Origin of the sequence: Clostridium sp. AF34-13 (assembly GCF_003477845.1) — a bacterium.
In the GTDB taxonomy this organism is placed as follows: Bacteria; Bacillota; Clostridia; order Lachnospirales; family Lachnospiraceae; genus Butyribacter; species Butyribacter intestini.
The window spans coordinates 62,339-88,561 of the sequence record NZ_QUEB01000009.1 but is presented as its reverse complement, the minus strand read 5'-3'; the positions used below and the strand labels follow the sequence as shown (position 1 = coordinate 88,561).

Genomic DNA, 26,223 nt, shown 5'->3' with positions numbered 1-26,223 from the left:
GTCCTCCCCTTTATGAAATGTACTCTCTGTATCTTCTCAAATCAAATACTTTCGAGAGTGCATGAAATATATTTCCAATCTTGCCCATTAATAATACATTTCAACTTAAATCACTCTTCTGTATAACTTTAATTATTTGTTTGCATTTTCATTTAAAGTTAATTTAATTATAATCGTTTTTGCTAAATAGTCAACATTTTAAGTTAATTTATTTGTATTCTGTAATTTATTTAAGTAACAATTTGATAATCTATTCATATATCAATACCATATATCACACATACGATATATACATTACACATATACTTTGAGATTGTTATATAATATTTTATAAGTAAAAAAATGTATGCTGAAATGGAGTTTAGTGTGAAAGGCAAAACCTTTCACACTATGCACAAAAAAATGTGTGCTGAATGGAGTTTATATAAAATGAAAAGAACTAAAACAAACAAATTAAAAAAACAGACTTCTGAGACTTTCAGACTTAGTGCAATCCTCGCCATATCGGGCGGATTTCAGGATGCTTACACTTACAATGTGAGGGATGAAGTCTTTTCTAATGCACAAACAGGCAATGTCGTACTTATGAGCCAGAATTTTATGTCAGGTGAATGGATACGCGGGCTGCATTATCTTTTTCCTATAATCGCATTTGCACTTGGAGTTTTTGTCGCTGAGAGAATACAGAAAAGGCTCAAATATGTAAAAAAAATTCACTGGCGTCAGATAATTGTACTTATGGAGTTAGCCATATTGTTTGTTGTCGGACTTATACCTGACTCTTACAATATGGCTGCAACTATGCTTGTTTCTTTTGCCTGCTCAATGCAGGTTCAGACTTTCAGAAAAGTAAACGGCTACGGCTACGCAAGTACGATGTGTATAGGAAACTTAAGAAGCGGCACTGAAAGCCTTTCCATCTATATGCGTGAAAAGAAGCCTGAGATTTTAAAGAAAGCACTACACTATTATGGAATAATATTTGTATTTGCCATTGGCGCTGGAATTGGTGGAATCCTATCCCTGCATATCGGAATCAGGGCAATATGGGTTTCTTCACTTCTTTTAGCGGCAGTATTTACAATGATGTTTGTAGAAAAAATGTAAAAATACCGACAATAAGAATGGAGGTGTTTGCAGGATTACGAAAATTGCGTAGCAATGAAACAATCCGAAGCATCAGTTAGGGTCAAAATACCTTTTGACCCCAACATCATAACATTACTTTTAAATTCAGATTTTATTTATATATATTTTTCTAAAATGTAAGCAACTCCTTCTTCATCATTCGTTCTTGTGATAACATCGGCACACCTTTTTATCTCATCACAGCCATTTGCCATTGCCACACCGCATCCGGCAGTCTTTATCATGTCTATATCATTTCCACCATCACCAAAGGCGATAAGCTCTGATATATCAATGCCCAGTTTTTTGCAAAGCCACTTAAGTGCATTTCCTTTGTTTACTTCTGAATGGTTTATCTCGATATTGTTCGGCATCCCCGAACACACTTTTGATGTTTTTAGGATTTTCAGTTCCTCTAAGACTTTTCTTCTTTCTTCCATGTCACTAAAAAACATATTTATCTTTTCGACACTCTCCAGTTTTTCTATATTTTCCCAAAGGTCTTTTTTTGCCCCTCTGCTTGAAAGATAATAATTTCTAAAGTCATCATTTTTTATGTATTTTCCCGCATTGTCATATGTCTTTTTATCACCGAAACCTACTCCTGACGATGCAACATCTGTAAGTGCATCGTGCTTTAACACTATATCTCTTACAAGAAGCACTTCCTCCCTGTCTATACTCTTTTTATAGATTATCCGTTCATCCAAAAGCTCATAGACCATGCCGCCGTTTAGTGCTATTGCATAATTTGTTCCCGAAATCGTTCTCAATTCTTTTAAAATTCCTGCGATAGGCCTGCCTGTCGTAAATACTATCTGTGTTCCCTTCTCTCCGTAATACTCAAGAATATTTCTTGTTCTATCCACCATTTTCCCGGTACTGTCAAGACAGGTTCCGTCAAGGTCAAGTGCTATCATTGATATTTTTGCAGCTTCCATAAATTTTTCCTCTTTTCTACTCCCGTGGAAACATAACCGTAAACTTACTTCCCTGTCCTTCCGTACTCTCAAGCGTAACATCTGCGTTGTGATACATTGCTGCGTGCTTCACTATAGACAGTCCGAGTCCTGTTCCTCCGGTTTCTTTCGACCTGCTTTTATCTACCCTGTAAAAACGCTCAAATATTCTTGACTGCTGATCTTCTTTTATTCCTATTCCGGTATCTTCGACCACGAGAATATCTTTTCCGGCTTCTTTTGATAAAGTTATATCAACTTTTCCACCTTCTTTATTGTACTTAATCCCATTTTCACAAAGATTGTAGACAATCTCATAGAGCAGGCTTCTGACTCCGTGAAGTTTTATATCTTCACCACTTATGTTTATTGTCACATTCTTTTCATTTGCTGTATTTTCCAAAGCTTCCTTTGTTTCTGCCGCAATATCCTTAAGACTTACAAGTTCTGTCTCCATATCCCTGTTTTCGTCAAGCCATGAAAGCCTTATTATATCCTCCACAAGATTTACAAGCCTTTCTGCTTCCTTACGGATGTGACCTACAAATCTAGGCATATCCTCTTCTTTTACAAGATTGTTTTCCATAAGTTCGGCACTTCCGATAATAGACTGTAGAGGAGTCTTAAGTTCATGTGATACATTTGCTGAAAACTCTCTTCTTGTTCTTTCTGCATTATTTTTTTCAGTAACATCGACAGCAAGTAAAACAGCTCCAAGTGTTTTTCCGGCTGATTCTATCTTGCTTATCCCAAGCTGATAATCAAGCCTGTATCTTTTAAGTATAATCTCAGCCTTTCCCTTTTCCATTGCTTCTTTTATGGTATTTCCAACTGATGTATTTCTTTCTACCGTAAGGAAATCTTTCCCAAGACACTCATCTGTTGTTCCAAATATCTTTTTTGCTGCCGGATTTATACTTATTATACTGTTTTTAGCATCAAGCAGGATAAGTCCCTCATCCATATTTTCGATGGTTGCCTGAAATTCGTCTTTCTTCTGTCGAAGTTCTAAAACCTGCTCGTCTATCTGCCTGTGCTGGTGTTCTATATGTCTTAAAAGCGGTGCTATCTCGCCGTATGCATCATTTTGTAATGGCTTGTTGAGATCAAGGTTATTTAACGGCTCAACAACCTTTTTGGATACACCTCTTGCAAGTAATGAAGATAATATCACTGCCAGAAGTATAGTTATTGCCATGGGTGAAATCATCGAAAATAAAAGCTTAAGTACGGTCTCCTGACTTATTGATATTCTTATTACACTGCCGTCATTTATCTTTTTGGCATAATAAATTGTCCTTTGCGTAAGCGTAGATGAATATCTTGTACACTCACCTCTGCCAAATTTCAAAGACTCTTTTATCTCTTCCCTGTTTGCATGATTTTCCATCTTTGAAGCATCTGTTTTATTATCAAACTTCACTGTTCCATCCGGCTCAACCCATGTTATTCTGTACTTTTTTTCCGTAAGGCTTTTAAGATAATCCACTCCTCCATTTTCAACTCCGGTTACAACAAAACCAAGCTGTGCTCCAAGCTGTTCCTCTTCTATTGTAGTAAAATGCCTGTACAAAATTCCAAGAATAAATGTACAACAGAACAATACCATCACTACGGCAACTAAAAGCACTGATTTAAATATTTTTTTAGTCATTGTGTACCTCCATTTTGTATCCGACATTTCTCACTGTCACTATATATCTGCCACCGTCACCAAGTTTCTGCCTGAGTGTCTTTATGTGCATATCTACCGTCCTGCTCTCTCCATAACTGTCGATACCCCACACTTCTGACAAAAGCCGGTTTCTTGTATATGCCATACCGGGATGCATAAGAAATATCTTAAGTATCTCATATTCTTTATATGTAAGACATATACTCTCTCCGGAAACTGATACAGTGTGCTCTTCAACATTCATTTCTATTATACCATTAACATATACTGTTTTGTTTTCTTTTTTCGGCATACATCTTCTGAGCACGGCTTTTATCCTTGAAACCATTTCCATCATTCCAAATGGTTTTACAAGATAATCATCTGCACCCATATCAAGACTTTTTATCTTATCATATTCAACACTTTTTGCAGTAGCCATTATAACCGGAATATCTCTGGTTCGGGAAGATGCCTTAATCTTTTTTAAAAGAGAAACACCGTCTTCTCCCGGAAGCATTATATCTAATATTACAAGTTCCGGCAGTTCATCGGTTGTCGCAAGTTCCACCCAGAAGCTGTCACCATCACAAAATCCCTTTGCTGTAAATCCTGTCTGTTCCAATGTATAAATTTCAATATCTCTTATACTTACATCGTCTTCTACGCACCAGATCATATCATTCCTCTTTTCTTTAATGATTTCCCGTTACTGAAAAAACAACCCACTTAGCTACATTTACGGCATGATCCCCGATACGCTCAAAATATTTTGCTATCATAAGAAGATCGAGTGCATACTCGCCATCCTTTGGATTTTTTGCAATAAGGTCTATAAGGAAAATCTTGACTTTGTTGAAATACTCATCCACAACATCATCATACTCGATTATGCTGTTTGCAAGATTAAGATCACTCTTTACAAATGAATCAATAGACTCTGTAACCATCTTTATTGTTGCTGTTGCCATCTGGTCAAGATATTCACATTCCTCACTTGTTCTTCCATTTAAAAAGCCTATTATCTCAGCAACATCTGACGCCTGGTCTCCTATTCTCTTAATATCCGTTATCATTTTAAGAGCTGTTGATACCTGTCTTAAATCCCTTGCAACCGGCTGCTGCTGGAGCAAAAGTTTTAAACAAAGAGATTCAACATTTCTCTCAAGGTCATCAAGCGAATTATCAAGAGGTTCGACTTCCCATCTAATCCCCGGATTTCCCTCCTTTAATGCCTTTGCAGCCAAAGAAATACACTCCTCACACATCGCACCCATCTCAATAAGCTTTTTATTCAAATCCGCAAGCTGTTCATCAAATCTGCTTCTCATTTTCAAAATCCTCCTATCTTAACCAAATCTTCCTGTAATATAATCTTCAGTTCTCTTATCCTCAGGTGTCGCAAACATCTTCTCAGTATTACCATATTCAATAAGGTCGCCAAGAAGGAAAAATGCTGTCTGATCTGATATACGAACTGCCTGCTGCATATTATGTGTAACTATAACAATCGTATATTTTTCCTTAAGTTCACTTGCAAGTTCCTCTATCTTGGATGTAGAAATTGGATCAAGTGCACTTGTAGGCTCATCCATAAGAAGAATTTTAGGTTCTACTGCAAGTGCTCTCGCTATACAGAGTCTCTGCTGCTGTCCACCCGACATACCAAGTGCCGACTTTTTAAGTCTGTCCTTTACCTCATCCCATATTGCGGCACCTCTGAGAGAATTTTCAACTATCTCATCAAGCTTTGCCTTATTTTTTATTCCGTGTGTTCTCGGTCCGTAAGCAATATTGTCATAGATGCTCATAGGAAAAGGATTTGGTTTCTGGAAAACCATACCTATTTCTTTTCGTAGTTTATTTACATCAGTATCAGGTGCAAAAATATCCATATCTCCATATTTAACCTCACCTGTAATCTTTACACCCTGCACAAGATCATTCATCCTGTTAAGTGTCTTTAAAAAAGTTGACTTACCACATCCCGACGGACCTATAAGAGCCGTAATGCTTTTCTCTGGAATATCAATGTCTATATTTTTCAATGCCTGCGTCTGTCCATACCAGAGACACAAGTCCTTAACCGTCATTATGTTATTCATATAATTCCTCCTGCATATATATCTTAGTTATTTGTGAAACTGTCATTCTTGTAATTAAGTGGTATGACTACAACAAATAATGTTAGTCGGCACTTTTGTCGCCGCCAGTACTTAATGGTGGTTTTTTCACCATTTATGTACTGTTACGAGCGACAATGTAACGCAAGTGTGCCGATGGTATTATCTGTTGTAGTCATACCACTAACACAACCTGCAAAATTTTCGCAAATATTACTCTACTTTCTTCTTGAAATAAAGTCCCGTAAATTTAGCAGCAAGATTAACCAAAAGTGCAAGTATCATCAAAATTGCCGCTATCGCAAATGCTACCTCAAACTCACCCTGCTCTTTAGCATAAACATAAAGTGCAACGGTAAGTGTTGCTCCTGCACGGCCGAGTCCGTCAACAAATCCGTTTATCGTATGTGCAAAACCAGCCGTGAATAATAGTGCTGCCGATTCTCCGAGTATTCTTCCGATTGCAAGAATACATCCTGTCATAATACCGTCAACACAGCTTGGAAGCACGACAGTCCTTATAACCCTCCATTTACCTGCACCAAGTCCAAAAGCACCCTCTCTGTAACTTTGCGGAACTGTTTTTAAACTTTCCTGTGTTGTTCTCATAATTGTCGGGAGATTCATAATAACAAGCGTCATCGCACCCGCTAATATTGATGTCTGCATCTTGAGAAATTCGCAGAAAAACAACATTCCAACAAGACCGTATATAATCGACGGAATACCTGAAAGTGTCTCCGCCGCATATTCTATTACCGCAACCAGTTTCTTATTTGTCGCATACTCAGTAAGATATATCGCTGCTCCAACTCCAAGAGGAAGAACGACAACAAGTGTTGCTATTACTATATAAAATGTATTTAAAATATCAGGCAGAATACCTATATTCTTTGTCAGATAGCTGGGCTTAGTAGTTAGAAGTTTCCATGTAATATTGGGAACTCCTTTATATAATACAAATCCGATAACAAATACAACAAGACCGCAGGTTATCGCAACTGATATCCACATTAGTATTTTCATTATCCAGATATAAGCTTTTCTTTTCATAGTCTGATTACTCCTTTTCTTTCTTTAAAAGGCTGTTAAGTAATGCATTTATCAGCATTATGAACAAAAACAATACAAGTGCGATTGAAAATAATGCTTGTTTTTGCAATCCCGATGAATATGACATTTCACTTGCAACTGCTGTTGTAAGAAATCTTACACTTCCAAAAAGTTTTGGCATATTGGCTACATTGCCTGAAACCATCATTACTGCCATTGCCTCCCCTATCGCACGGCCAACACCAAGTACCACAGCCGCCGCTATACCGCTTTTTGCTGCCGGTACAGATACTTTAAAATATGTCTCGATAGGTGTTGCACCAAGTGCAAGTGATGCATCTTCATATTCCGGTGGGACTGCTTCTAGTGCCGTCAGTGAAACGCTTATTATTGATGGCAGAATCATTATCGCCAGAACAATTATTGCTGCAAAAAGACTTGCACCATCTGCTATATTAAATGTTTCTCTTACCCATGGAACAAGTACCAGCATACCAACAAGACCATATACAACAGATGGTATTCCGGCAAGCAGGCTTACTGCCATCTCAACAACTGCCTTCATTTTTTTGTTTGCAACATTTGCAAGATATACAGCCGTAAGAAATCCTATCGGAACACCTATTATGATGGCTCCCGCCGTACCATATATACTTGTCAGGATAAATGGCAGGATTCCATACGATGGTGTTGATGCCGTTGATGCCCATTTCTTTCCAAACAGAAACTTAAATAACCCGATTTCTCTTATTGCAGGTATTCCTGCGATAACAAGATAAACAGTTATAAGCAAAACAAAGCCAACCGTAATCAGACCAAGTATTAAAAATATCCCATGGATAATTGTTTCAAATTTATTGTGACTTTTCTTCATATTAATCCTCATTTCTGCACACATTTTTTAGTGCATAATGTGAAATGTAATATATTTCACATATAAGATTTGTGTCAAATGTGCCCAGACACAAATCTTGCGTTTGAAAAATCTTGAATATATGGATTTTTCACACTAAACTCCATACTCATATTTCCTGCCCTGCAATAGAAGTTGAAAACTTCCCTGATAGTGTTAAAACGGGCAAGTCATATAACTCACCCCTTTTAAGCATTTTATTTATTACTATTTACACTATTTTTCATTTGCCGGTACTACACCTGCTGATGTGATAGTCTCTGATGCTTTCATTGCATAATCAAAGAATGCCTGTGCCTCGTTGCTGAGTTTTTTATCTTTCTTTGTAACGAATACGAAAGGTCTCTGAATTTTATAACTTGCATCCTTTACAGTATCTTCTGATGGTGCTACTCCGTCTACCGAAAGAGCATTTACGCTGTCATCAACTGATGCAAGTGAAGCATATCCGATAGCATTTGGATTGTTTGCAACTGTTGTGATAACATCACCTGTCGATGTAAGTTCCTGTCCGTATTTGCATTTATCTTCTGTTCCCGTAATCGACTCAAATCCATCACGAGTACCACTTCCTGCTTCTCTGCCGATAAGAACGATGTCTCCATTATCTCCGCCAACATCTTTCCAGTTCTTAATCTTTCCTGTGTAAATATCTGCAATCTGCTGAACCTTTAAATCTTTAACTTTATTCTTTGGATTTACTACAATAGCAATTCCATCATATGCAAGGATTGTTTCCTCAAGTCCCTGATTTTTTTCATCATCAGTAAGTGCACGGCTTGAAAGTCCTATATCGCATCTTCCCTCTGTTACTGCTGTGATACCTGAACCTGAACCTGTAGGATTGTATGTAAATTTTACATCAGGGTTTGCTTCCATAAATGCCTCGCCTAATGCACCAACTACTTTTTCCATTGATGTTGAACCGTCTGTCGCTACAGAACCGCTCAGTTCTGCACTTGAAGATGCTCCTGAACTGCTTGATGAACCTGAAGAAGCTTTATCACCGTTTGAAGAATTTCCGCATCCTGTAAGTGATGTAAGTGTTAATGCTGATACCATTGCAGCTACTAATAATCTGTTTTTTGTTCTCATAATTTTTGTCTCCTTTTGATTTAAACTTAATTGTTTTTTGTTTTCCTTTTTACAAGTATTATGATATATGGGTTAAGTAAAATCCAAAAGGCAGGTTATGTAAAAGATATGTAAAGAATATGAGACTGCTCGGAAAGGAAAAAAGACAAAAAGTATTAAAAAGCAAGGGTGGGAAAATTGTTAAAAGATACAATTTTTTAAGAATGTAAGAAATGAAAGGCTGAACTGTTACAAGAATGTTAAATAGTGTCTCGAATATACTTGAAATAACTGGGTAGATATGTTATAATCAAATCAGCAAAATAAAAGATAACAGTGTTATATTAACACCAAAACAAAACCCCTATAAGGTGCAACTTATAGGGGTTTTTACTTGTTTTGTTTGAGCAGTTTAAGCTTCTGCCAGGCTAGTTGCCATTTAGAAATGCTTGTCTAACCATTTGCATATATAGTATGCAACTACACTTGCCACAACAGCACAAATAAAAGATAACATACATTAACACCTCCTCTCCGTTGTCGGAGTGGAAATGACAACAAGTATAGTATATCAGATATGTTTCCGCATTTTTACAGACAAGCTGCTTTCATTCTCTTTATAACTTCTCTCACATACTCCTCCGGTTTTGAAACTTTTTTAGCTATATCCGGTATTGACATTTCACATTCTTCATACAATGTCTCGATTTTTCCTTCAAGTTTTCCATCAAGTTTCGCATTTTTCATAGAATTTTCCCATGCTCTGCACATATCAACAACCTCCTCTTTATCATCCCCGGCAAATTTTGCCCCGGTTATTATATTTATCAATTCTACCGCTTCTTTTTCTACATGATTAAATCTTGAGTTTCCTTTTATCCAGCTACCGTCTTTATCACTCTGGTGTTTGATAAACTGCATTACTGCCCCTAAATCAGTTTTGAATTTATCAAAATTTTCGTCTGATATTTTTGCCGGTTCTATAAGATTTATCTTATAATCCGGTACATACGACAATAATTCAACATTATCAACCGATAACATTTCATGTATGCTTTTTGCTCCATCCCAGTCTTTATCACCAAAATATACTACCAATGTGATTACAGGCATTAATTTATCTTCCTTTTTTAACCCTGATAAAAATTCTTCTGAGTTTAACTTAATCTGCTTTTTCTTCGACCTGTCTCTATAAGACCGCTTTGCTTCTTCTACCTGCTTTGCATATTGTAATGCATCATAAAGCATATTTTTAACGGCAATCGCATAATGGATTTTGTCCTGGTTTTCAATTCCAAGCACTACATAGACCGCCTCGTCATCCTTTGCCATAGACCACAACATAAGATTGTCTCTCAATTTCTGAACTGCCATATCAGCATCGTTTCCATATGGCAATGCAATCTCTGCCGTATCTATTTTTTGCAATTCTTCAGGTTTTATTACCTGTCTTCCATCATAAATGTAAAAATTAAAGGCATCCGCTATAATATCCCTATGCGACATATACTGCTTTGTTGCTATATCGATTTTCCCCATAAATGTCTCCTTTCTTACATTATACATACTGTATAATAAAAATGCAATAATTCCTCCCAGCTCTTGCAAACATTTGTTTGTTTTTTGTGTTTTTATACTACCATATGAATATATGTTCGTCAAGACATTTCATTCAGGCAAGGATATTTGTGCTATGCACAATCAGATACTCACCATCACCCCAAAGTAATGTGTGACTCCTTAATTTTATAAATTGATAATATCTTTTACCTATACATCATCGCTCAACTTTTTACCATGCAATAGTAAACATAATAGAAAAGACGGACTACCTGCATATCAGATAGTCCATCTTTTTGTAATAATTTTTAATTATGACTTTTATCCTGTTATATTTTTTAATTTTATGACTGACCTTTAAACACTTTCATAAAATCATACGAATCTTCATAAGTAGTACCTTTCCAAGTAATTTTCATATCTGAATCAAATGGATTGCCTGAAATATTTGTTACGCTGTCAGGCACCGTTATATTGCTAATACCACAGTCAGAAAAACAAAATGCACCTATCGTTGTTACTCCATCCGGAATTGTTATATCTTTCAATTTTGAACAGCCAGAAAATGTCCACTCTCCTAACTCTTTTAATGTACTTGGTAATTTAACATTACTAAGTTCAAAGCAGGAAACAAAGCAGTTATCAGCTATATATGTCACTCCATCCGGAATTGTTACATCCGTCAACATATCACAACTGTCAAATAGATTTTTTCCCAACTTCTTTAAACCGTTTGAAAGTTTTACACTTTCAAGTTCAGAAGAATAAAATACATAATCTCCCATCTCACTTACTGTATCAGGAATTTCTATTGATTTCAATGTTGTTCTTGTAAACGCATAATCACCAATAGTTTTAAGTGAATCAGGTAATTTGATACTCGTTATCTCACATGAAGCAAATGCGTTTTGTCCAATAACTTTAAGAGTCTTTGGCAATTTAACACTGCTAATCTCACTGTAAGCAAAAACATCATTTCCAATTTCTTTTACCCCCTCAGGAATAACAACAGCTCCGCTATCTTTTACTCCCCAGTATTTTAAATTGTCACTCGTAAGTATTCCTTTCTTTGCATTTGCATCCGGAGCCGCTTTTATAGTGACAGTGCACACATATTTTTTATTTCCTATTTTTGCCTGTACCTTTGCTGTTCCTGCCTTACTGCCCTTTACAGTTACACCCGTCTTTGATTTCTTTGACAGACTGATATTTCCACTGCCTTTTGTCACACTCCATGCAACCTTTTTCTTGTTGTTGCTCAGTTTAATCTTTTCATTTTTTCCTTCATATACCTTTACGCTTTTTGTTATGCTTACTTTTTTCGCCGCCTGCGACTTATTCGGTGAAAATGCAAGTCCTCCAAAGAACATCACTCCTGCAAATGCTGCAAACGCAACTTTCATTTTTTTCTTTTTAACCATAATAAACCTCTTTTCTGCACACTTTTTTGCTTTACAAGACTGTTTCTGGTGTGCACAACCACAAATCTTGTGGAACTACTGCCCTAATACCTAAAAATTGTCAGCGTGCAGCTCCTTTTTTCTGCTTGTATCTTTACATTCCCCATCCTAACATACCCATGTCAAAAAGCTGTTTCCGTTTTTTTCAACAAAAAATGGACTATTTATATCACAAATAGTCCGTTTTCGATATTTTTACAATCCTATTTTTTATCTACTATGAAGGTATCTTTCGACCGACTGCACTGCCGTTGCTCCGTCCGCAACTGCTGTCACTACCTGTCTGAGCGGTTTTGTCCTTATATCTCCCGCTGCAAAGATTCCCTCACTGCTTGTCTTGCAATCCTCACCCGCTTTTATATAACCTGTTTTATCAAGCTCGACATAATCCTTAAATATATCCGTTACCGGTTTCATTCCTACAGCTACGAACACTCCTGACACTTCAAGTTCTTTTTCTTCACCTGTTTTGTTTTGCACAAGTTTGATTGACGATACTTTATTGTCGCCTTTTATTTCTTTTATCTCATAAAACGGAAGTATCTCTATGTTTGGTGTTTCTTTTACTTTCTGCTGAATGTTTACTGCTGCCCTGAATTCGTCTCTCCTGTGTATAAGATAAACTTTTTCGCATAAAGCCGAGAGATAAATTGCATCTTCAAGTGCCACATCTCCACCGCCGACCACGGCTGTTACCTTTTTCTTAAAAAATGCACCATCACAAGTTGCACAATATGATACACCAGTGCCTGTAAGTTCTTCCTCACCTGCGGCTCCAAGTTTCCTGTGTGATGCCCCTGTAGCAGCTATTATTGTCTTTGTCTCGACGGACTCCCCGGCATTAAGAATTATCCTATATGCCTTTTTCCCCTCTGTGTCATTTATCTCTTCTATTTTTGTTACTTCTGCATCGATAAACTCAGTTTCAAGCATATCTGCGTGCTCCCTGAATTTACTTCCAAGTGTAAAGCCGTCTGTCTCAGGCAATCCAAGATAATTGTCCACCTGCTCTGTTGATACTATCTGTCCACCACTGTATCCTGCTTTTTCTATAACAACTACATCAAGTTTGGCTCTTTTTGCATATACTGCTGCCGAAAGACCTGCCGGTCCGCTTCCTATTATAACTAAATCTCGCATATTCCCTCCAATTTTTAATAAATGTACTCTCTGTATTTAACCATTGACTTTTATTTTAATGTAACCATTTCAGGTTTTGTTCTGTAAAACATTGCTCTTGACACATTTGATTACAACATTTCAATAATACTTCAATATCACTTCGTGGTCAACTTTAAAGTCGCTTCAAACAAACTTCAATATCACTTCAAACAAACTTCAATGTCACTTCAAACAAACTTCACTCTACTTTGAACTAAATGAATTACTCCACTTCTGACTGCACCGCAGACATCAACAATAACGATTATTCCACATATCATATATATTTATGCCAAAAAAAGAGCAGCTATCCATATTTAAGCTGCTCTTTAATCCTATGATGTCGGTGGCAAAATGTATTTTAACCCTTGCATCATATGTATTTTCTATGCTTCTGTGCCCTCCACCTGTTTTGCCTGTGAAAAGTCTATTACATTTCCATACTGTTCCATCTCCTCAGCATTAAGTGTCATAAACTTTACATTGTCCATTGCTTCTTCGGCTATTCCTACACAGTTATCCGTTATTCTTCCGATATTTTGGAGGATTTCCGTATAATCTCCAGACATTGCCTTACTGCATTTTTTATTTTTCACTCTGCCAAAATGTGCTTTGCTGCATTGTCTGTTTTTCTTTCTTATTTTATTTTTATCTCTCGTCATTTTATCTATTACTTTATCATCACCTGTCGCTACCGCTTCTATCGCTTCTTCAAATAACTTTCCCGAAAGTTCCATACACTCTTTTACTTCGTTAATTGCTTCATTTGACAATTTATACCCTTTTGATTTTAGGTTTTCATAAGACTTATCTATCTCGTCACATCTCTCAGCTATTCTCTCTATATTATTTGATACACATAGCAGCCCTGCCGTCTGTTCCGATTGGAGTTCTGTAAGATTTCCACTTGAGAACATTTTTGATATGTATGTTGAAATACTTTCCTGCAATACTTTTACATATTCCGAATATTCATTAAACTTCCGTCCTGCCACTCCATCTTTTTTTGCCGTTACGGCTGCTTTAAGATACCTGAAAGCTTCTGCAGCATATGAAGCTGAGCGTTTTATCTCCTCTGATACAAGATATAATGCTGCTGTCGGCTGATTTATCAGTTTGTCATCAAGATATTTTGCGGTAAATACTGCTTTCTCTTTTGCATCGTCACCCCTCACGATGAATTTAACAATTTTTACCATCACCGGTATAAGAGGAAGCCATACCAAAGTACAGACTATATTAAATGTCGTATGTGCATTTGCTATCTGTCTTGAGATTACATCAACTTCATTTCCTTTTGGTGAGATATATCTTACAAACTTTGATAAGACTGGTATCAGAAACATAAACACGATACTTCCCGTTATGTTAAATACACTGTGTGCCACCGCTGTTCTCTTTGCATTTTTTGACTGACCGATAGATGCCAAAAGAGCTGTTATCGTAGTACCGATATTGTCACCAAATAAAATAGGTATCGCACCGCCAAGACCGATAACACTTGTCACTCCATCAGGACCTGCCTGTGACGCAAAATTCTGTAAAACGGCAATAGTTGCCGAGCTGCTTTGCACAACAAGTGTCATTACACATCCAAGCAACACACCAAGAACCGGAATATCTTTTACTTTTCCCATAAGGTCAATGAAAATCGGACTTGTAGCAAGCGGCTTCATGACACTTCCCATAATCTCAATCCCCTCAAATAAAAGCCCAAACGAAAAAATGACACGGCCGACCTGTTTTACTTTCTCCTGTTTGCACACAAAGTTAATGATAAATCCGATAAATATCAGAGGATATATATAATCACTTATTTTAAATGCCATAAGCTGTGCCGTCATAGTTGTTCCTATATTAGCACCAAATATAACAGAAATACCCTGTGGCAGAGTCATAAGTCCTGCACTTACAAAACCTATTACCATGACTGTTGTTGCCGAACTACTCTGTAAAACTGCTGTCACCAACGCACCTGCAAGTGCACCCATAATGGGATTTTTTGTAAGAATTTTAAGAATCTTTTTCATTTTTTCCCCGGCAGCTTTCTGCAAAGCATCACTCATACTGTTCATGCCATACAAAAATAATGCAAGACCGCCAAGCAAACCAAACACTACCTTAACATTTTCGTTCATAATCTTTGTCCTCTCTGTAATTTCTTAATAAGTACACACAAAACTAAGCCTATGCTTTATCCTGTTATTTTTCTTATAGTTATCATAAAGCACTTCTTTCTTTACAACACAAGAGTAACAAAAAAACTATGCTGCAACTATCACAGCATAGTAAAATAAATGTCAAGTCTTTGTAAAATTATCACTATTTTTATAAGGTGGTATTAAGAAGCCTGAGTCTTTCATTTACAAATTTTATAACAAAGAGCAGAACAATTCTTGGATGGCATCACACTAAATTACGAGCATTTTAAATTGAAAATCATTTTTTTACTTACAAAAAGAGACTATATATTATACAGTCTCTTTTAATAACGCCCATTTTTATTGTTGACCTTGCTTTAGATTTCGCTCACTTGCCTGATTTCATTCAAAAAGTTTTTGCTTTGCTTTTACTCTTTTCCATTCTTTCAGTCATAAAGCTTTTCGCTTTCGCCCGGTCTACTCTGTAATCTTAATTTCCTCTATAGTCACATTTTTTTCTTCATCTATGATAAATGCCTTTAACACAGGATTTTCTCTGTCCATTAAAGACAAGATGAGATAATTGACTTTTGAATCATATGCAAGTCTTTTATCTTCCTCAGATGGTCTTGACGGAGACTCCGGATGAGAGTGGAAGTTTCCAAGAAGTTCAAGTCCATTCTGACGCATATCCTTTACAGCCTGAAGCTGCTCTTTGGGATCCATTGAAAAATGCTCATTGCTATGGTCAATATTTGTAAGAAGATAAACTTTCTTGATATATTTATCATTGCCATCCTTTGTTCCACCGATAAGGCCACAAGCCTCGTCAGGAAGTCCGGCTTCGCAATGTTTTAAAATCTTGTCATAATCATTTTTTGTTAAAAAAAGCATATTATTCCTCGTTTCTGAGCAACTCATTGCAAAGCGGCTATGCAAAGCTCAAATTTGCATATGCCATAAACACTATTTGTTTTTGCTCAAATCTGCACCTGTCACAAAAGACATTTGCTTAATCTTATTTGCCGTCACACTCTGCCTGCTCATAATCAATAAGCTCTGTGATTGTCGGATGGTCACCGCATACTGCACATTTGCCGTCAGCCTTTGGAAGTTTAACTGTTCTAAACTGCATTGTGAGTGCATCGTATGTAAGAAGTTTTCCTACAAGAAGGTCCCCTACACCGATGATGTATTTGATTGCTTCCATTGCCTGAAGGCTTCCTATAACACCACCCATTGCACCGATAACACCAGCCTGTTTACAAGTAGGAACTGCGTCCTTTGGAGGTGGATTTTTGAATACACAACGATAGCATGGTCCTTCTCCCGGAACATAAGTCATGAGCTGACCCTTAAATCTGATGATTCCTGCATGAGAAAATGGTTTCTTTGCCATTACACAGGCATCATTGATAAGGAATTTTGCCGGGAAGTTATCTGTTCCGTCAATAATAAAGTCATAATCTTTTATAAGATCCATGATGTTTTCTGATGTTACAAATGTACGGTATGTATTTACTGTTACATCAGGGTTCATTGCATTCATTGTCTCTTTTGCAGACTTAACTTTTGCTTTGCCTACATCAGCAGTTCCATGAATAATCTGACGCTGGAGATTTGAAAGATCAACCTCATCAGCATCCGCAATACCAATAGTACCAACGCCTGCTGCTGCAAGATACATTGCGGCTGGTGCACCAAGTCCGCCGGCACCGATGATTAGCACCTTGCTGTTCAACAGCTTTTTCTGTCCTTTAACGCCTACTTCCTGCAAGATGATATGTCTTGAGTAGCGTTCCATCTGTTCATTAGTAAATGCCATTAGAAACTTCCTCCTCCCATGAAATAAAGAAATTCAATAGAATCTCCCTCTTTAACTGTTGTTGTGTCAAATGTATCTTTATCAACAAAATCATCATTTAATGAAACTGTTACATAAAGTGGATTCTCTACCTTTTCAGCTTCAATAATCTGTGCAATAGTTGTTCCCTCTGCGTATTCTTTTTTTTCGCCTGCTATTGTAATAGTCATCTCTTAACCCTCCTATTTATAATTTCTATCTTATATATCTAACGGACAGACTTTATTTAAAAGTTCTCCCCGATTGTTTTCATATTTTTAATGAAGTGGATATTTGCAATCCGCTCTGCCGCCTGATAGTTTTAAAGTAAAGCACCAAGTTTCTCTTCTATCTCGGCTTTCTTTACAAGACCTCTTGTTCTGTCTGTTTCTTCCCCGTCTTTAAAAAAGACAAGAGTTGGCGAAGCCATGACTTCATATTTCTCCATAAGTTCTTCATCAAAATTGATGTTTACTTTTACAACTTTTGCCTTATCCTCGTAATCATCTTCTATGTCACCGAGGATAGGTGAAAGCTGTTTACATGGAATGCATGAATCTGAATAAAAATCTACAATTACCGGAAGTTCTGATTGCAATACTTCCTTTTCAAAATCATCTTTAGAAACTCTCTTTGCCATTCTTCGCCCTCCTGTTTTAAGCGATATGCCGCTTTTAAATGACATATCACATTTTATTTTTATATTTAATAAAGTTACTTATTTAAAAGCTGCTTTATTTAAAGAACTATGCCTTTTATTTTTCAACAGATTTATTCTTCAACCTTTTTAACGATAAGGTCATATGTTCCATTTTCATTGTCAATAAGTTTAAGTATCTGCTGTCCTTCTTCCTTAAAACTTCTTGGAACATTCTGAACCGGCTCACCCTCATTCATTGTAACGGCGAGCACCTTTCCTACTTCTATCTCCTCCATTGCCACCTTTGCCTTAACAAAAGTCATAGGGCAGACTACATCAGTAATATCTACTCTCTCATCAATCTCAAAATCAGCCATTGTACGCCTCCTTTATAACCTTTTCAAATTTATCAAGTCCTACTCTGTCCAAAGTAAACTTAAATCTCTCACTTGGTTTTGCATTGTCATCAAAGAACTGGATAGCTGCATCAGTAATTCTGAAAAGCTGCTCTTCTGACTCAACAACAGGAAGCAATTCCTTACCTTTGACAATCCGGTTTCCAAATAATCCACCAAATGATACAAGGTATCCTGTCTTTACATCCCATGCGTCAGTAGGACAGGCTTTTGAACAGCGTCCGCAGTAATTACACTTAGACTCGTCAACCTTAACAACACCGTCTGCTATAGTGATTGCACCTTCCCTGCAGGCTTTCTCACATACTCCACAATTTATGCAGGCATCCTGTTTCCATGAAACGATAGCTGCTCCCTTGATTCCTACATCATTCTCCTCTGCCTTAAGACAGTTGTTCTGACATCCTGTTACACCAAATTTAAACTTATGAGGAAGTTCTCTTGCATAATATCTGCTGTCAAGTTTCTTTGCAATATCGTACGAATCAATATTTCCGCCAGGACATATCTGATTTCCCTGACAGGCTGTGATAGTACGAACTCTGGGACCGCACACACCAGGCTTACATCCGCCCTTTGCAAGTTCTTCTTTTACTTCATCAACATCATCAATCTTGATAAAAGGTATTTCCACACTCTGTCTTGATGTGAGATGCACATGACCGTCTCCGTATTTCTCAGCTACTTCAGCAATCTTTACAAGATTTTCTGCTGTAAGGTTTCCACCTACAACCTGCAATCTGAGTGAAAAATTATTTTTCTGTTTCTGACGCATAAATCCGCCTTTTTTTAATGCTGCATAATCTACTGCCATATTTTCCTCCTTGTTTATGAAACCTTTTTAATATGAAGTTTCATACTTTAATGGTATTTTTTCTGCATACATTCTGTTATTTCCAAAATGTTTTTGCACATCATCTGCCATTTTATAACAAATGAACTTAGTTTTCTTTTAATACTCTGTCGAAATCCTCGATAAGATCTTCTATATCTTCTATCCCGACACTTATGCGAATCATATCATCAAAAACATTTGCATCTTTCTTTTCCTGTTCAGAACTGTGAACATTGAGCGTTGATGACGGGTGGACTATGAGAGTCTTTGTATCACCTATATTTGACACAATTTTCGGAATCTTAAGACCATCCATTATCGAAAATGCTCTTTCTTTACTTCCGACTCTTACTGTAATGATAGCTCCAAATCCATTGTGTAGTACCTTAAGTGCTGTTTCGTGCCAATCACTGCTCTCAAGTCCCGGATAATTGACCGTAAGGTCTTTATATTCTTCAAGATGTTTAGCAAGTTTCAGTGCATTGCTACAGGCTCTCTCCATTCTAAGTCCGAGAGTTTCCATTCCGAGAAGATTGTAAAATGCTGTCTGAGGTGCGATGCACGCTCCTATATTTCTAAACAATCCATTGCGGAGTTTTGCTGTAAATGCAAGCTTTCCAAACACTTTAAACTCCTTCATTCCCGGATATTTTTCAAAATCCCACTTAAACTTTCCACCATCTGTAATGACACCGCTTATTGCATCACTGTTTCCGTTTATATACTTTGATGTTGAATTGATGACAATATCTGCACCAAGTTTTAACGGCTGTGTAAGATAAGCAGATGCAACTGTATTGTCAATAATGAGTGGAATACCTGCTTCATGTGCAATAGCTGCAAGTGCTTCAATATCGGCAACATCAAGTTTTGGATTTCCTATAGTCTCTGCAAATACAAGCTTAGTCTTTTCGTTTATTACTGCCTTTACAAGCTCATGATCGTTTATGTCTACAAACTTAGTAGTTATACCATATGCCTCAAAGTCATGGAAAAGATCTATCGTTCCACCATACAAGCCTGTACTTACGACAATCTCATCTCCTGCCTGAGTGATATTTAATAAAGCACATGACACTGCTGCCATACCGGATGCACACGCCACCGATGCCATACCACCCTCAAGAACAGTCATCCTGTCTTCAAATGCAGCTATCGTCGGATTGCCAATTCTTGTATAAGAAAAACCGGGTGCTTTATTTGCAAACAGTTTTTCATGCTGTAAAGCTGATTCCTGATAAAACGCACTGGACTGGTAAATAGGTGTAAGCGTAGCTCCTGTAGCCTTATCTCCCGGTGCAGCACTATGTAATAATGCTGTATTAAACCTCATATTATTTATCACCTTTCCTACTAAACATATAATTCCTATCTCTTTAATATGAATTACTATGTCTAGTAATATACGCTACTTTAATGCAGTTGTCAAGATATAAATTCGCAATTACCTGATAATTATATTAAATTTTTTTGTGTGGAGCAAGTTTTTAGTTTTTTATATTTGGGACGAAGTAACAGTTCAGCCATAAAAAGATAATTGGCAATACAATGAGCTTGTTCATTGTATTGTTAAGTACCTTTTTATGGTAGAATAGCCTTTCATTTCTGAAATGAAATAAACAAAAGCTGCAAAGCAGCGACTGACAGCTCGCTGGCAGGTTTATGAATGTAAGAAATGCAAGGCTGAACTGTTACGGGACGAACACAAAAACAGAGGTCATTTTGTAACCTCTGTTTTTGTATTTCCATATGCTATATTTATGCTATATTTCCTTACTTTCCCGCTGCCTTATCAAATTCAGCTAACACTTTGTCTGATGGCTTATTTGTGAGCAGGCTTACTATTATTATCACTGCCAGCGATACAAGAAATGCAGGTAATAATTCATATATATCTAATGCTCCTCCAAGTGGACGCACGAGATATTTCCATACAAATACCATCACTCCTCCTGCCACCATTCCTGATAACGCTCCCGCAAGTGTGCTTCTTCTCCAGAATAATGCACAGAGCATTACTGCACCGAATGACGCTCCAAAGCCTGCCCATGCAAACGATACGATTCCGAATACGCTGGAATTTGGATTTCTTGCCATAAATATACTTACTATAGATATACCTATTATAGTAAGTCTTGCCGTAAACAGGCTTTTCTTTTCGTCCATCTCTACATGAAAGAAATCATGAAGTATATTCTGCGATACGCCCGATGCTGCCGTAAGAAGCTGGCTGTCTGAGGTTGACATTGTCGCTGCCAATATTCCTGCAAGGATAACACCTGCTATAAGTGCCGCAAGTACACCATGTCTGCTTATAAGTCCGGTAATCCTTACGATAACTGTCTCACTGTCTGCAAGATTTTCTAGTGAACCTGCTTTTGTCATTGCAAGTCCTACAACACCGATAAATATACCAACTGTCATAGCTATAACAACCCATACACTTGCGATTCTTCTTGAAAGCGTGAGTTTTTTTTCATCCTCAATAGCCATAAATCTTACAAGAATATGCGGCATACCAAAATATCCGATTCCCCATGCAAGTGTTGACACTATTGAAATAAAACTAAAACTGTTTGATGTATTGTTTGCGGCATCAAATGTGTTATTTAATGAAAGATAACCCGGAAGTGACCTTGCATTGTCCATAACTGCCGCAAATCCACCTGCTGAATTGATACCATATGTAACGACTGTTATAAGTGCAAGTGACATTACGATACTCTGGATAAGGTCTGTCGTGCAGACTGCACCGAAACCGCCCATGATAGTATAACCTATGATAACAAGTGCTGACACTATCATAGCCGCCATATAATCAACACCAAATAATGTATGGAAAAGCTTTCCACAGGCGGCAAAGCCGGATGCCGTATATGGCACAAAGAATATTATGATAACAAGTGCCGCAATGGCATTGATGATATTTTTATTATCGTGATACCTTTTTGAAAAGAAATCAGGTACAGTTATAGCCCCGATATTGCTTGAATATCTGCGAAGCCTTCTCGATACAAAAAACCAGTTAAGCCATGTTCCAATTCCAAGACCGATTGCCGTCCATGCCGCACTGCATATACCTGAAAGATATGCCACTCCCGGAAGTCCCATAAGAAGCCAGCTTGACATATCACTCGCCTCGGCACTCATCGCCGTAACAAAAGGTCCCATTTTTCTTCCACCGAGATAAAAATCCTCGGCATTGTTGTTGTTCTTGCTGAAAGCAAAGCCAACATACAGCATTGCTCCAAGATATACAACAATTGCTATGATAATACATACATTTGCACTCATTTAAAAACTCTCCTCGTTTGTTTTATTTGAAATCTGATTTTATCAGACCACTCAACGAGATATATTATCACAAATTGTTATATTTGTCATTACATTTTGTAATACAAAGTGTAACAGTTCAGCCGTAAAAAGACACTTGACCGTATGAAAATCATTCTCCCGGACTGCTTGAAATAACTTTTCCCGTGTTCCAAAGCATAACTGTCCTTTTAGCGGCATCCAGCCTTTCTTCTTCCGAATGAAAATCAATCGTAACTGAATGACAGCCACATTCCATGCACATAACATAATAGCCGCAGCCACACTCCTCCTCTAATAAAGCTCCACCGTCACATAAAGGACAGTCATTGATGTCTAACATATCTTCAATATTCATAGTCTACCTCTTTTCTTTCCGCTATCTTCATAGCTGCTGTATTTTGTTCATTGTACCACAAATTTGCAGGAAAAGAGAGCTTATTCTTTTGCTGGTTATCTTAACATATTCCTATCGTCCACGCAATGCGAAGTTAAGTTTTTATTAATTTGCTTTTCCAACAAATAGACGCTCCCGATATTATTATATAATCTTTTACTAAAATTTATTGGTCTAACTGTTTTATTGCAGGATTGCATTTCAAAATTGTTAGTGCAGCAATCCCTGTTAATCCCGCAAGAACAAATATCAGTCCTATTCCTGAACCGTTCTGCCGTCCAACAAGAAAAGTTATAATATTTTTACTTAAAGATATTTTCTCCATAAATGGTTCAAATATGTAGTCAGCCAACATACCACCACCTAAAAAACCTAATGGTGTTAATGCCTGCGTAATCATACCCTGTAATGAAAAAACTCGTCCCTGCATAGATGTATCAACTTTTTCTCTTATGATTATTGTCTGATATGTATGATATATCGGACTTCCAAAACAACCAATAAATACGACACTACACCACCATACAAGATTTCTTCCCATTCCAAACAATGTAATTCCAATCAAACACATATAACTGCCAAAATACATTAATGGTAATTTTTTTTGTGGCTGTTTTATTACTGACAACAGTACACTTGCCACTATACAGCCTAATGCCATAAATGAAGAAACAATCCCAACTATTGTTTCATTATTGTTTGTTCTCGCCAAAAGAAGTGGTGTAAACATACCATCAAATGAAATTGCTCCTATAAATTCCAAAATACAATACATAAACAGAAGCATTAAAATCGGTCGATTCCCAACTACAAAGTCAATCCCTTCTTTCAATCCATTCCATATTTCCGAAAATGATGTTTGATTGTCAGAGGGAATTTCATCAGGTATCTGCACAACAAATAATAACGCTAAAAATGCAAATACAAATGTGCATAAATCAATTATTAAAATCCATTGTAATCCCAACATATTAAGAATTGCCGTTGCCAAAATGGGCTGAAATATCCCAACCAATGCACTTATTGTAGATTGAATTCCACCAATTCTTGCATAATCTTTTTTATCAACTAATAATGTGACGGTAACTTGAGAAGCAGGATTTTGAAATGCATTCATAAATCCATTAATCACATTAACCAGACACAATACCCACAACTGTAAAGCCCCCAAAATATAACAACTCAGAAGAAATACTGAACCTGTTGCAGCTATAGAATCACAAATAAGCATAATTTTTTTCTTATTCATTTTATCAACAGTCGCTCCTCCTAAAAGACTCACAATTAAATATGGGACTGTACTGCAGATTGCCAGTAAAGATGCAGACATAACCTGTCCACTTTTAGAATACATCCAAATAACGGTCGCAAATCCAGTCATTGAAGTTCCCAATTCTGATACAGTCTGACTAATAAAAAAAATCATAAAATTATACATCTTGTTTTCTGTTTTATTCATATTTTGCCCTTTCATTTTCTACACTTCTCCCTGTCTATCTCCACATTATAAATCCGTTTGTCTGCTTTTTTAGTATATATCGGCATAATTACCTCATGCGTGAACTTTATCGTTGCACAATTAACATTACATAGTGCCTAAAAATCAATCAACTTCAAAAAGATGCGGCAAATCGTTATTAATCTGTCGCATCCGCTTATGAAAATACATCGCTTTTCTCCTCAAAGAAATATATCTTATCGTTTTAATTTTCGATATTCGCTCGGATTAATTCTATAGCGTTCCTTAAACACTCTATTAAATGTTCTCTGGCTGTCAAAACCACTATCCAAACAGATGTCAAGAATTGTATCTCCTGAATTCACTAACCTTGTACATGCATAACTCAGTCTGGCATCATTAAGGTACTGATTGAAATTGCGATGAAATGTTTTAGAAAACACTCGTGACAAGACATATTTACTTACTCCGAGATCATGTGCCATCTCTTCTAAAGAAAATTTTTTCCTAAAATTTCCTGATACATAAGATACCGTTCGGTATATCAAATCATCGCTTCCCACACAACTTTTTTCCACCAACTCCATTTTTCCTATACATCTTACCAGAACAATTTGAATATACGCTTGAACAACCATCGGTTCTTTTTCTTCCATTTGGATAATCGCCTGAATTGCATTATAAACATCCGGTTCAATCTGTCTCGCACGAATAACCGGATATTTAGGAGCATATCCTTGTATTTTATCTTTAAATACTCCTGCAAAAGAAGATGGAACCAAAATATAATCTGCCCGGCTTGTTTTTTCTGAAAACACCTGATAATGATGAATAATATCAGAAAAGACAAATCCGATATCACACTTTTCCATATGATATAATTCCTGCCCCACTCCTATCTCGAGTGTTCCTTCCGTTACACACACAATTTCCAATGCATTATGTAAATGTGGAGATATATGTTTTGACACTCTTTGAGCCGCATATACCTCTTCCTTTGTTTCCTTAAATGTCAAATGCATTGATACATCTCCCCTTTATTACTTGATTTTTGATTTTCTTTGCAATATTTGTCTATATTTTCTTTTAATTTGGCAAGCATTCTTATCCAGCCTATCCTATAATGAATTTGCAAACAAGGAAAGGAGGATTCAAAATGTATATAAATTCCGGTTATCACAACCACTCCCTTATAGACTTCAAAGATAAAAGCCGACCACTTATTGTAGGAAGCTGTGGCACCTATCGTCTATCTTCACACCCAAAGCTTCCAACTTATCGTCCCAGAGGAAGACTTGACTTTCAAATCATCTATATAGCTGCCGGACGAGCTCATTTTCATTTTGACAACACAGATGATGATACTGTCGTTACAGCAGGCAATATCGTACTTTACCGCCCCAAGGAATTTCAGAAATATGAATACTATGGCATTGATAAAACAGAAGTTTACTGGGTGCATTTTACCGGAAGTGATGTAAAGAACATTTTAAGAGGTTATGGTTTCCCGAATGACCAGCGTATCTTCCATGTTGGAACATCACTGGAATACGAGCGTATTTTCAAACGAATTATTTTAGAATTACAAAGATGCCAGGATAACTATGAAGAAATGCTGACACTATTGCTGCGTCATTTACTGATTGTCTTTCACCGGGAACTTAACAGCAAATATGTCCTAAAAAATGAGTACCTAGATCATGAAATGGATACTGCTGCGTCCTATTTTAACGAAAACTATAACCGTGATATCAAAATCGAAGAATATGCTGCTTCCAGAGGAATGAGTGTCAGTTGGTTTATTCGGAATTTCAAAAAATCTACCGGTACAACACCTATGCAGTTTATCACCTCCATCCGAATCACTAATGCCCAAATGTTATTGGAAACCACAAATTATGCCGTAAATGAAATTGCACGCATTGTCGGTTACGATAACCCACTGTATTTCAGTCGGCTGTTTCATAAACAAAAGGGCTGTTCGCCATCCGAATATCGAAAACTTTTAAAATGAACCAACAAAAAAACACCTCCTACCGGTTAGCCCCGGCAAGAGGTGTAAAAGGATGTTTGTATTCAATTTTCACAAATTTAC

The 26,223-nt window shown here is 36.9% G+C and carries 25 protein-coding genes; 2 read left to right on the top strand and 23 right to left on the bottom strand.

Annotation, left to right across the window (positions count from 1 at the left end):
- The first annotated feature begins 429 nt into the window (after positions 1 to 429).
- Positions 430 to 1,107 (top strand): YoaK family protein, encoded by a 678-nt coding sequence (locus DWZ63_RS09085; RefSeq protein WP_118499579.1) that lies wholly within the window; start codon positions 430 to 432, stop codon positions 1,105 to 1,107.
- A 137-nt stretch (positions 1,108 to 1,244) separates the two neighbouring features.
- Here the strand turns inward: DWZ63_RS09085 and DWZ63_RS09080 are convergent, their stop codons facing one another.
- The 23 genes from DWZ63_RS09080 to DWZ63_RS08970 form a co-directional block, all read right to left on the bottom strand.
- Positions 1,245 to 2,069, bottom strand: coding sequence for a Cof-type HAD-IIB family hydrolase (locus DWZ63_RS09080; RefSeq protein ID WP_182431477.1), 825 nt, complete (start codon positions 2,067 to 2,069; stop codon positions 1,245 to 1,247).
- Positions 2,070 to 2,085: 16 nt separating this feature from the next.
- Positions 2,086 to 3,741, bottom strand: a complete 1,656-nt coding sequence (locus tag DWZ63_RS09075; RefSeq protein WP_118499575.1) for an ATP-binding protein — start codon at positions 3,739 to 3,741, stop codon at positions 2,086 to 2,088.
- On the bottom strand, positions 3,734 to 4,420 hold the full coding sequence (locus tag DWZ63_RS09070; protein ID WP_118499573.1) for a response regulator transcription factor: 687 nt from the start codon (positions 4,418 to 4,420) through the stop codon (positions 3,734 to 3,736). Before DWZ63_RS09070 ends, DWZ63_RS09075 begins: the two co-directional genes overlap by 8 nt.
- 16 nt (positions 4,421 to 4,436) lie before the next feature.
- Positions 4,437 to 5,072 (bottom strand): phosphate signaling complex protein PhoU, encoded by a 636-nt coding sequence (gene phoU, locus DWZ63_RS09065; protein ID WP_022013632.1) that lies wholly within the window; start codon positions 5,070 to 5,072, stop codon positions 4,437 to 4,439.
- An 18-nt stretch (positions 5,073 to 5,090) separates the two neighbouring features.
- Complete coding sequence (pstB, locus tag DWZ63_RS09060) at positions 5,091 to 5,846, bottom strand: phosphate ABC transporter ATP-binding protein PstB (protein WP_118499571.1); 756 nt, start codon at positions 5,844 to 5,846, stop codon at positions 5,091 to 5,093.
- Between the two features lie 231 nt (positions 5,847 to 6,077).
- Positions 6,078 to 6,917: a phosphate ABC transporter permease PstA gene (gene pstA / locus DWZ63_RS09055; protein WP_055944518.1), complete on the bottom strand. Its 840-nt coding sequence runs from the start codon at positions 6,915 to 6,917 to the stop codon at positions 6,078 to 6,080.
- A gap of 7 nt (positions 6,918 to 6,924) precedes the next feature.
- Positions 6,925 to 7,791 (bottom strand): phosphate ABC transporter permease subunit PstC, encoded by an 867-nt coding sequence (pstC, locus tag DWZ63_RS09050; protein WP_118499569.1) that lies wholly within the window; start codon positions 7,789 to 7,791, stop codon positions 6,925 to 6,927.
- Between the two features lie 255 nt (positions 7,792 to 8,046).
- Positions 8,047 to 8,925, bottom strand: coding sequence for a phosphate ABC transporter substrate-binding protein (locus DWZ63_RS09045; protein ID WP_022013636.1), 879 nt, complete (start codon positions 8,923 to 8,925; stop codon positions 8,047 to 8,049).
- A gap of 570 nt (positions 8,926 to 9,495) precedes the next feature.
- Complete coding sequence (locus DWZ63_RS09040) at positions 9,496 to 10,443, bottom strand: Rpn family recombination-promoting nuclease/putative transposase (RefSeq protein ID WP_182431476.1); 948 nt, start codon at positions 10,441 to 10,443, stop codon at positions 9,496 to 9,498.
- A gap of 365 nt (positions 10,444 to 10,808) precedes the next feature.
- Complete coding sequence (locus DWZ63_RS09035; RefSeq protein ID WP_118499566.1) at positions 10,809 to 11,885, bottom strand: leucine-rich repeat domain-containing protein; 1,077 nt, start codon at positions 11,883 to 11,885, stop codon at positions 10,809 to 10,811.
- A 249-nt stretch (positions 11,886 to 12,134) separates the two neighbouring features.
- Positions 12,135 to 13,064 carry a thioredoxin-disulfide reductase gene (gene trxB / locus DWZ63_RS09030; RefSeq protein WP_118499564.1) on the bottom strand — a complete coding sequence of 310 codons (930 nt, stop codon included), beginning with the start codon at positions 13,062 to 13,064 and terminating at the stop codon, positions 12,135 to 12,137.
- A gap of 407 nt (positions 13,065 to 13,471) precedes the next feature.
- Complete coding sequence (locus DWZ63_RS09025; protein WP_118499562.1) at positions 13,472 to 15,223, bottom strand: Na/Pi cotransporter family protein; 1,752 nt, start codon at positions 15,221 to 15,223, stop codon at positions 13,472 to 13,474.
- Between the two features lie 480 nt (positions 15,224 to 15,703).
- Positions 15,704 to 16,120 carry a M67 family metallopeptidase gene (locus DWZ63_RS09020; protein WP_022014026.1) on the bottom strand — a complete coding sequence of 139 codons (417 nt, stop codon included), beginning with the start codon at positions 16,118 to 16,120 and terminating at the stop codon, positions 15,704 to 15,706.
- Between the two features lie 124 nt (positions 16,121 to 16,244).
- A complete protein-coding gene (thiF, locus tag DWZ63_RS09015; RefSeq protein WP_022014025.1) occupies positions 16,245 to 17,051 on the bottom strand; it encodes a thiazole biosynthesis adenylyltransferase ThiF in 807 nt (268 codons plus the stop codon).
- On the bottom strand, positions 17,051 to 17,260 hold the full coding sequence (gene thiS, locus DWZ63_RS09010; protein WP_055944538.1) for a sulfur carrier protein ThiS: 210 nt from the start codon (positions 17,258 to 17,260) through the stop codon (positions 17,051 to 17,053). Before thiS ends, thiF begins: the two co-directional genes overlap by 1 nt.
- A gap of 131 nt (positions 17,261 to 17,391) precedes the next feature.
- On the bottom strand, positions 17,392 to 17,709 hold the full coding sequence (locus tag DWZ63_RS09005; RefSeq protein WP_055944540.1) for a thioredoxin domain-containing protein: 318 nt from the start codon (positions 17,707 to 17,709) through the stop codon (positions 17,392 to 17,394).
- 131 nt (positions 17,710 to 17,840) lie between these two features.
- Positions 17,841 to 18,086, bottom strand: coding sequence for a sulfurtransferase TusA family protein (locus tag DWZ63_RS09000; protein WP_118499560.1), 246 nt, complete (start codon positions 18,084 to 18,086; stop codon positions 17,841 to 17,843).
- Positions 18,079 to 18,939, bottom strand: coding sequence for a 4Fe-4S binding protein (locus DWZ63_RS08995; protein WP_055944543.1), 861 nt, complete (start codon positions 18,937 to 18,939; stop codon positions 18,079 to 18,081). The genes DWZ63_RS09000 and DWZ63_RS08995 overlap by 8 nt, the downstream gene beginning before the upstream one ends.
- 127 nt (positions 18,940 to 19,066) lie before the next feature.
- Positions 19,067 to 20,293 carry an aminotransferase class I/II-fold pyridoxal phosphate-dependent enzyme gene (locus DWZ63_RS08990; RefSeq protein WP_118499558.1) on the bottom strand — a complete coding sequence of 409 codons (1,227 nt, stop codon included), beginning with the start codon at positions 20,291 to 20,293 and terminating at the stop codon, positions 19,067 to 19,069.
- A gap of 440 nt (positions 20,294 to 20,733) precedes the next feature.
- Complete coding sequence (locus DWZ63_RS08985; RefSeq protein WP_118499556.1) at positions 20,734 to 22,254, bottom strand: sodium/proline symporter; 1,521 nt, start codon at positions 22,252 to 22,254, stop codon at positions 20,734 to 20,736.
- Between the two features lie 151 nt (positions 22,255 to 22,405).
- Positions 22,406 to 22,630, bottom strand: coding sequence for a Lar family restriction alleviation protein (locus DWZ63_RS08980; RefSeq protein WP_022014018.1), 225 nt, complete (start codon positions 22,628 to 22,630; stop codon positions 22,406 to 22,408).
- 205 nt (positions 22,631 to 22,835) lie between these two features.
- The gene (locus tag DWZ63_RS08975) at positions 22,836 to 24,143 is read right to left on the bottom strand and encodes an MFS transporter (RefSeq protein WP_118499554.1); all 1,308 of its coding nucleotides are present in this window, start codon (positions 24,141 to 24,143) and stop codon (positions 22,836 to 22,838) included.
- A gap of 221 nt (positions 24,144 to 24,364) precedes the next feature.
- The gene (locus DWZ63_RS08970; RefSeq protein WP_118499552.1) at positions 24,365 to 25,150 is read right to left on the bottom strand and encodes an AraC family transcriptional regulator; all 786 of its coding nucleotides are present in this window, start codon (positions 25,148 to 25,150) and stop codon (positions 24,365 to 24,367) included.
- A gap of 134 nt (positions 25,151 to 25,284) precedes the next feature.
- Here DWZ63_RS08970 and DWZ63_RS08965 point away from each other — a divergent pair, with 134 nt between their 5' ends.
- Complete coding sequence (locus DWZ63_RS08965) at positions 25,285 to 26,142, top strand: AraC family transcriptional regulator (RefSeq protein ID WP_118499550.1); 858 nt, start codon at positions 25,285 to 25,287, stop codon at positions 26,140 to 26,142.
- Positions 26,143 to 26,223: the final 81 nt, after the last annotated feature.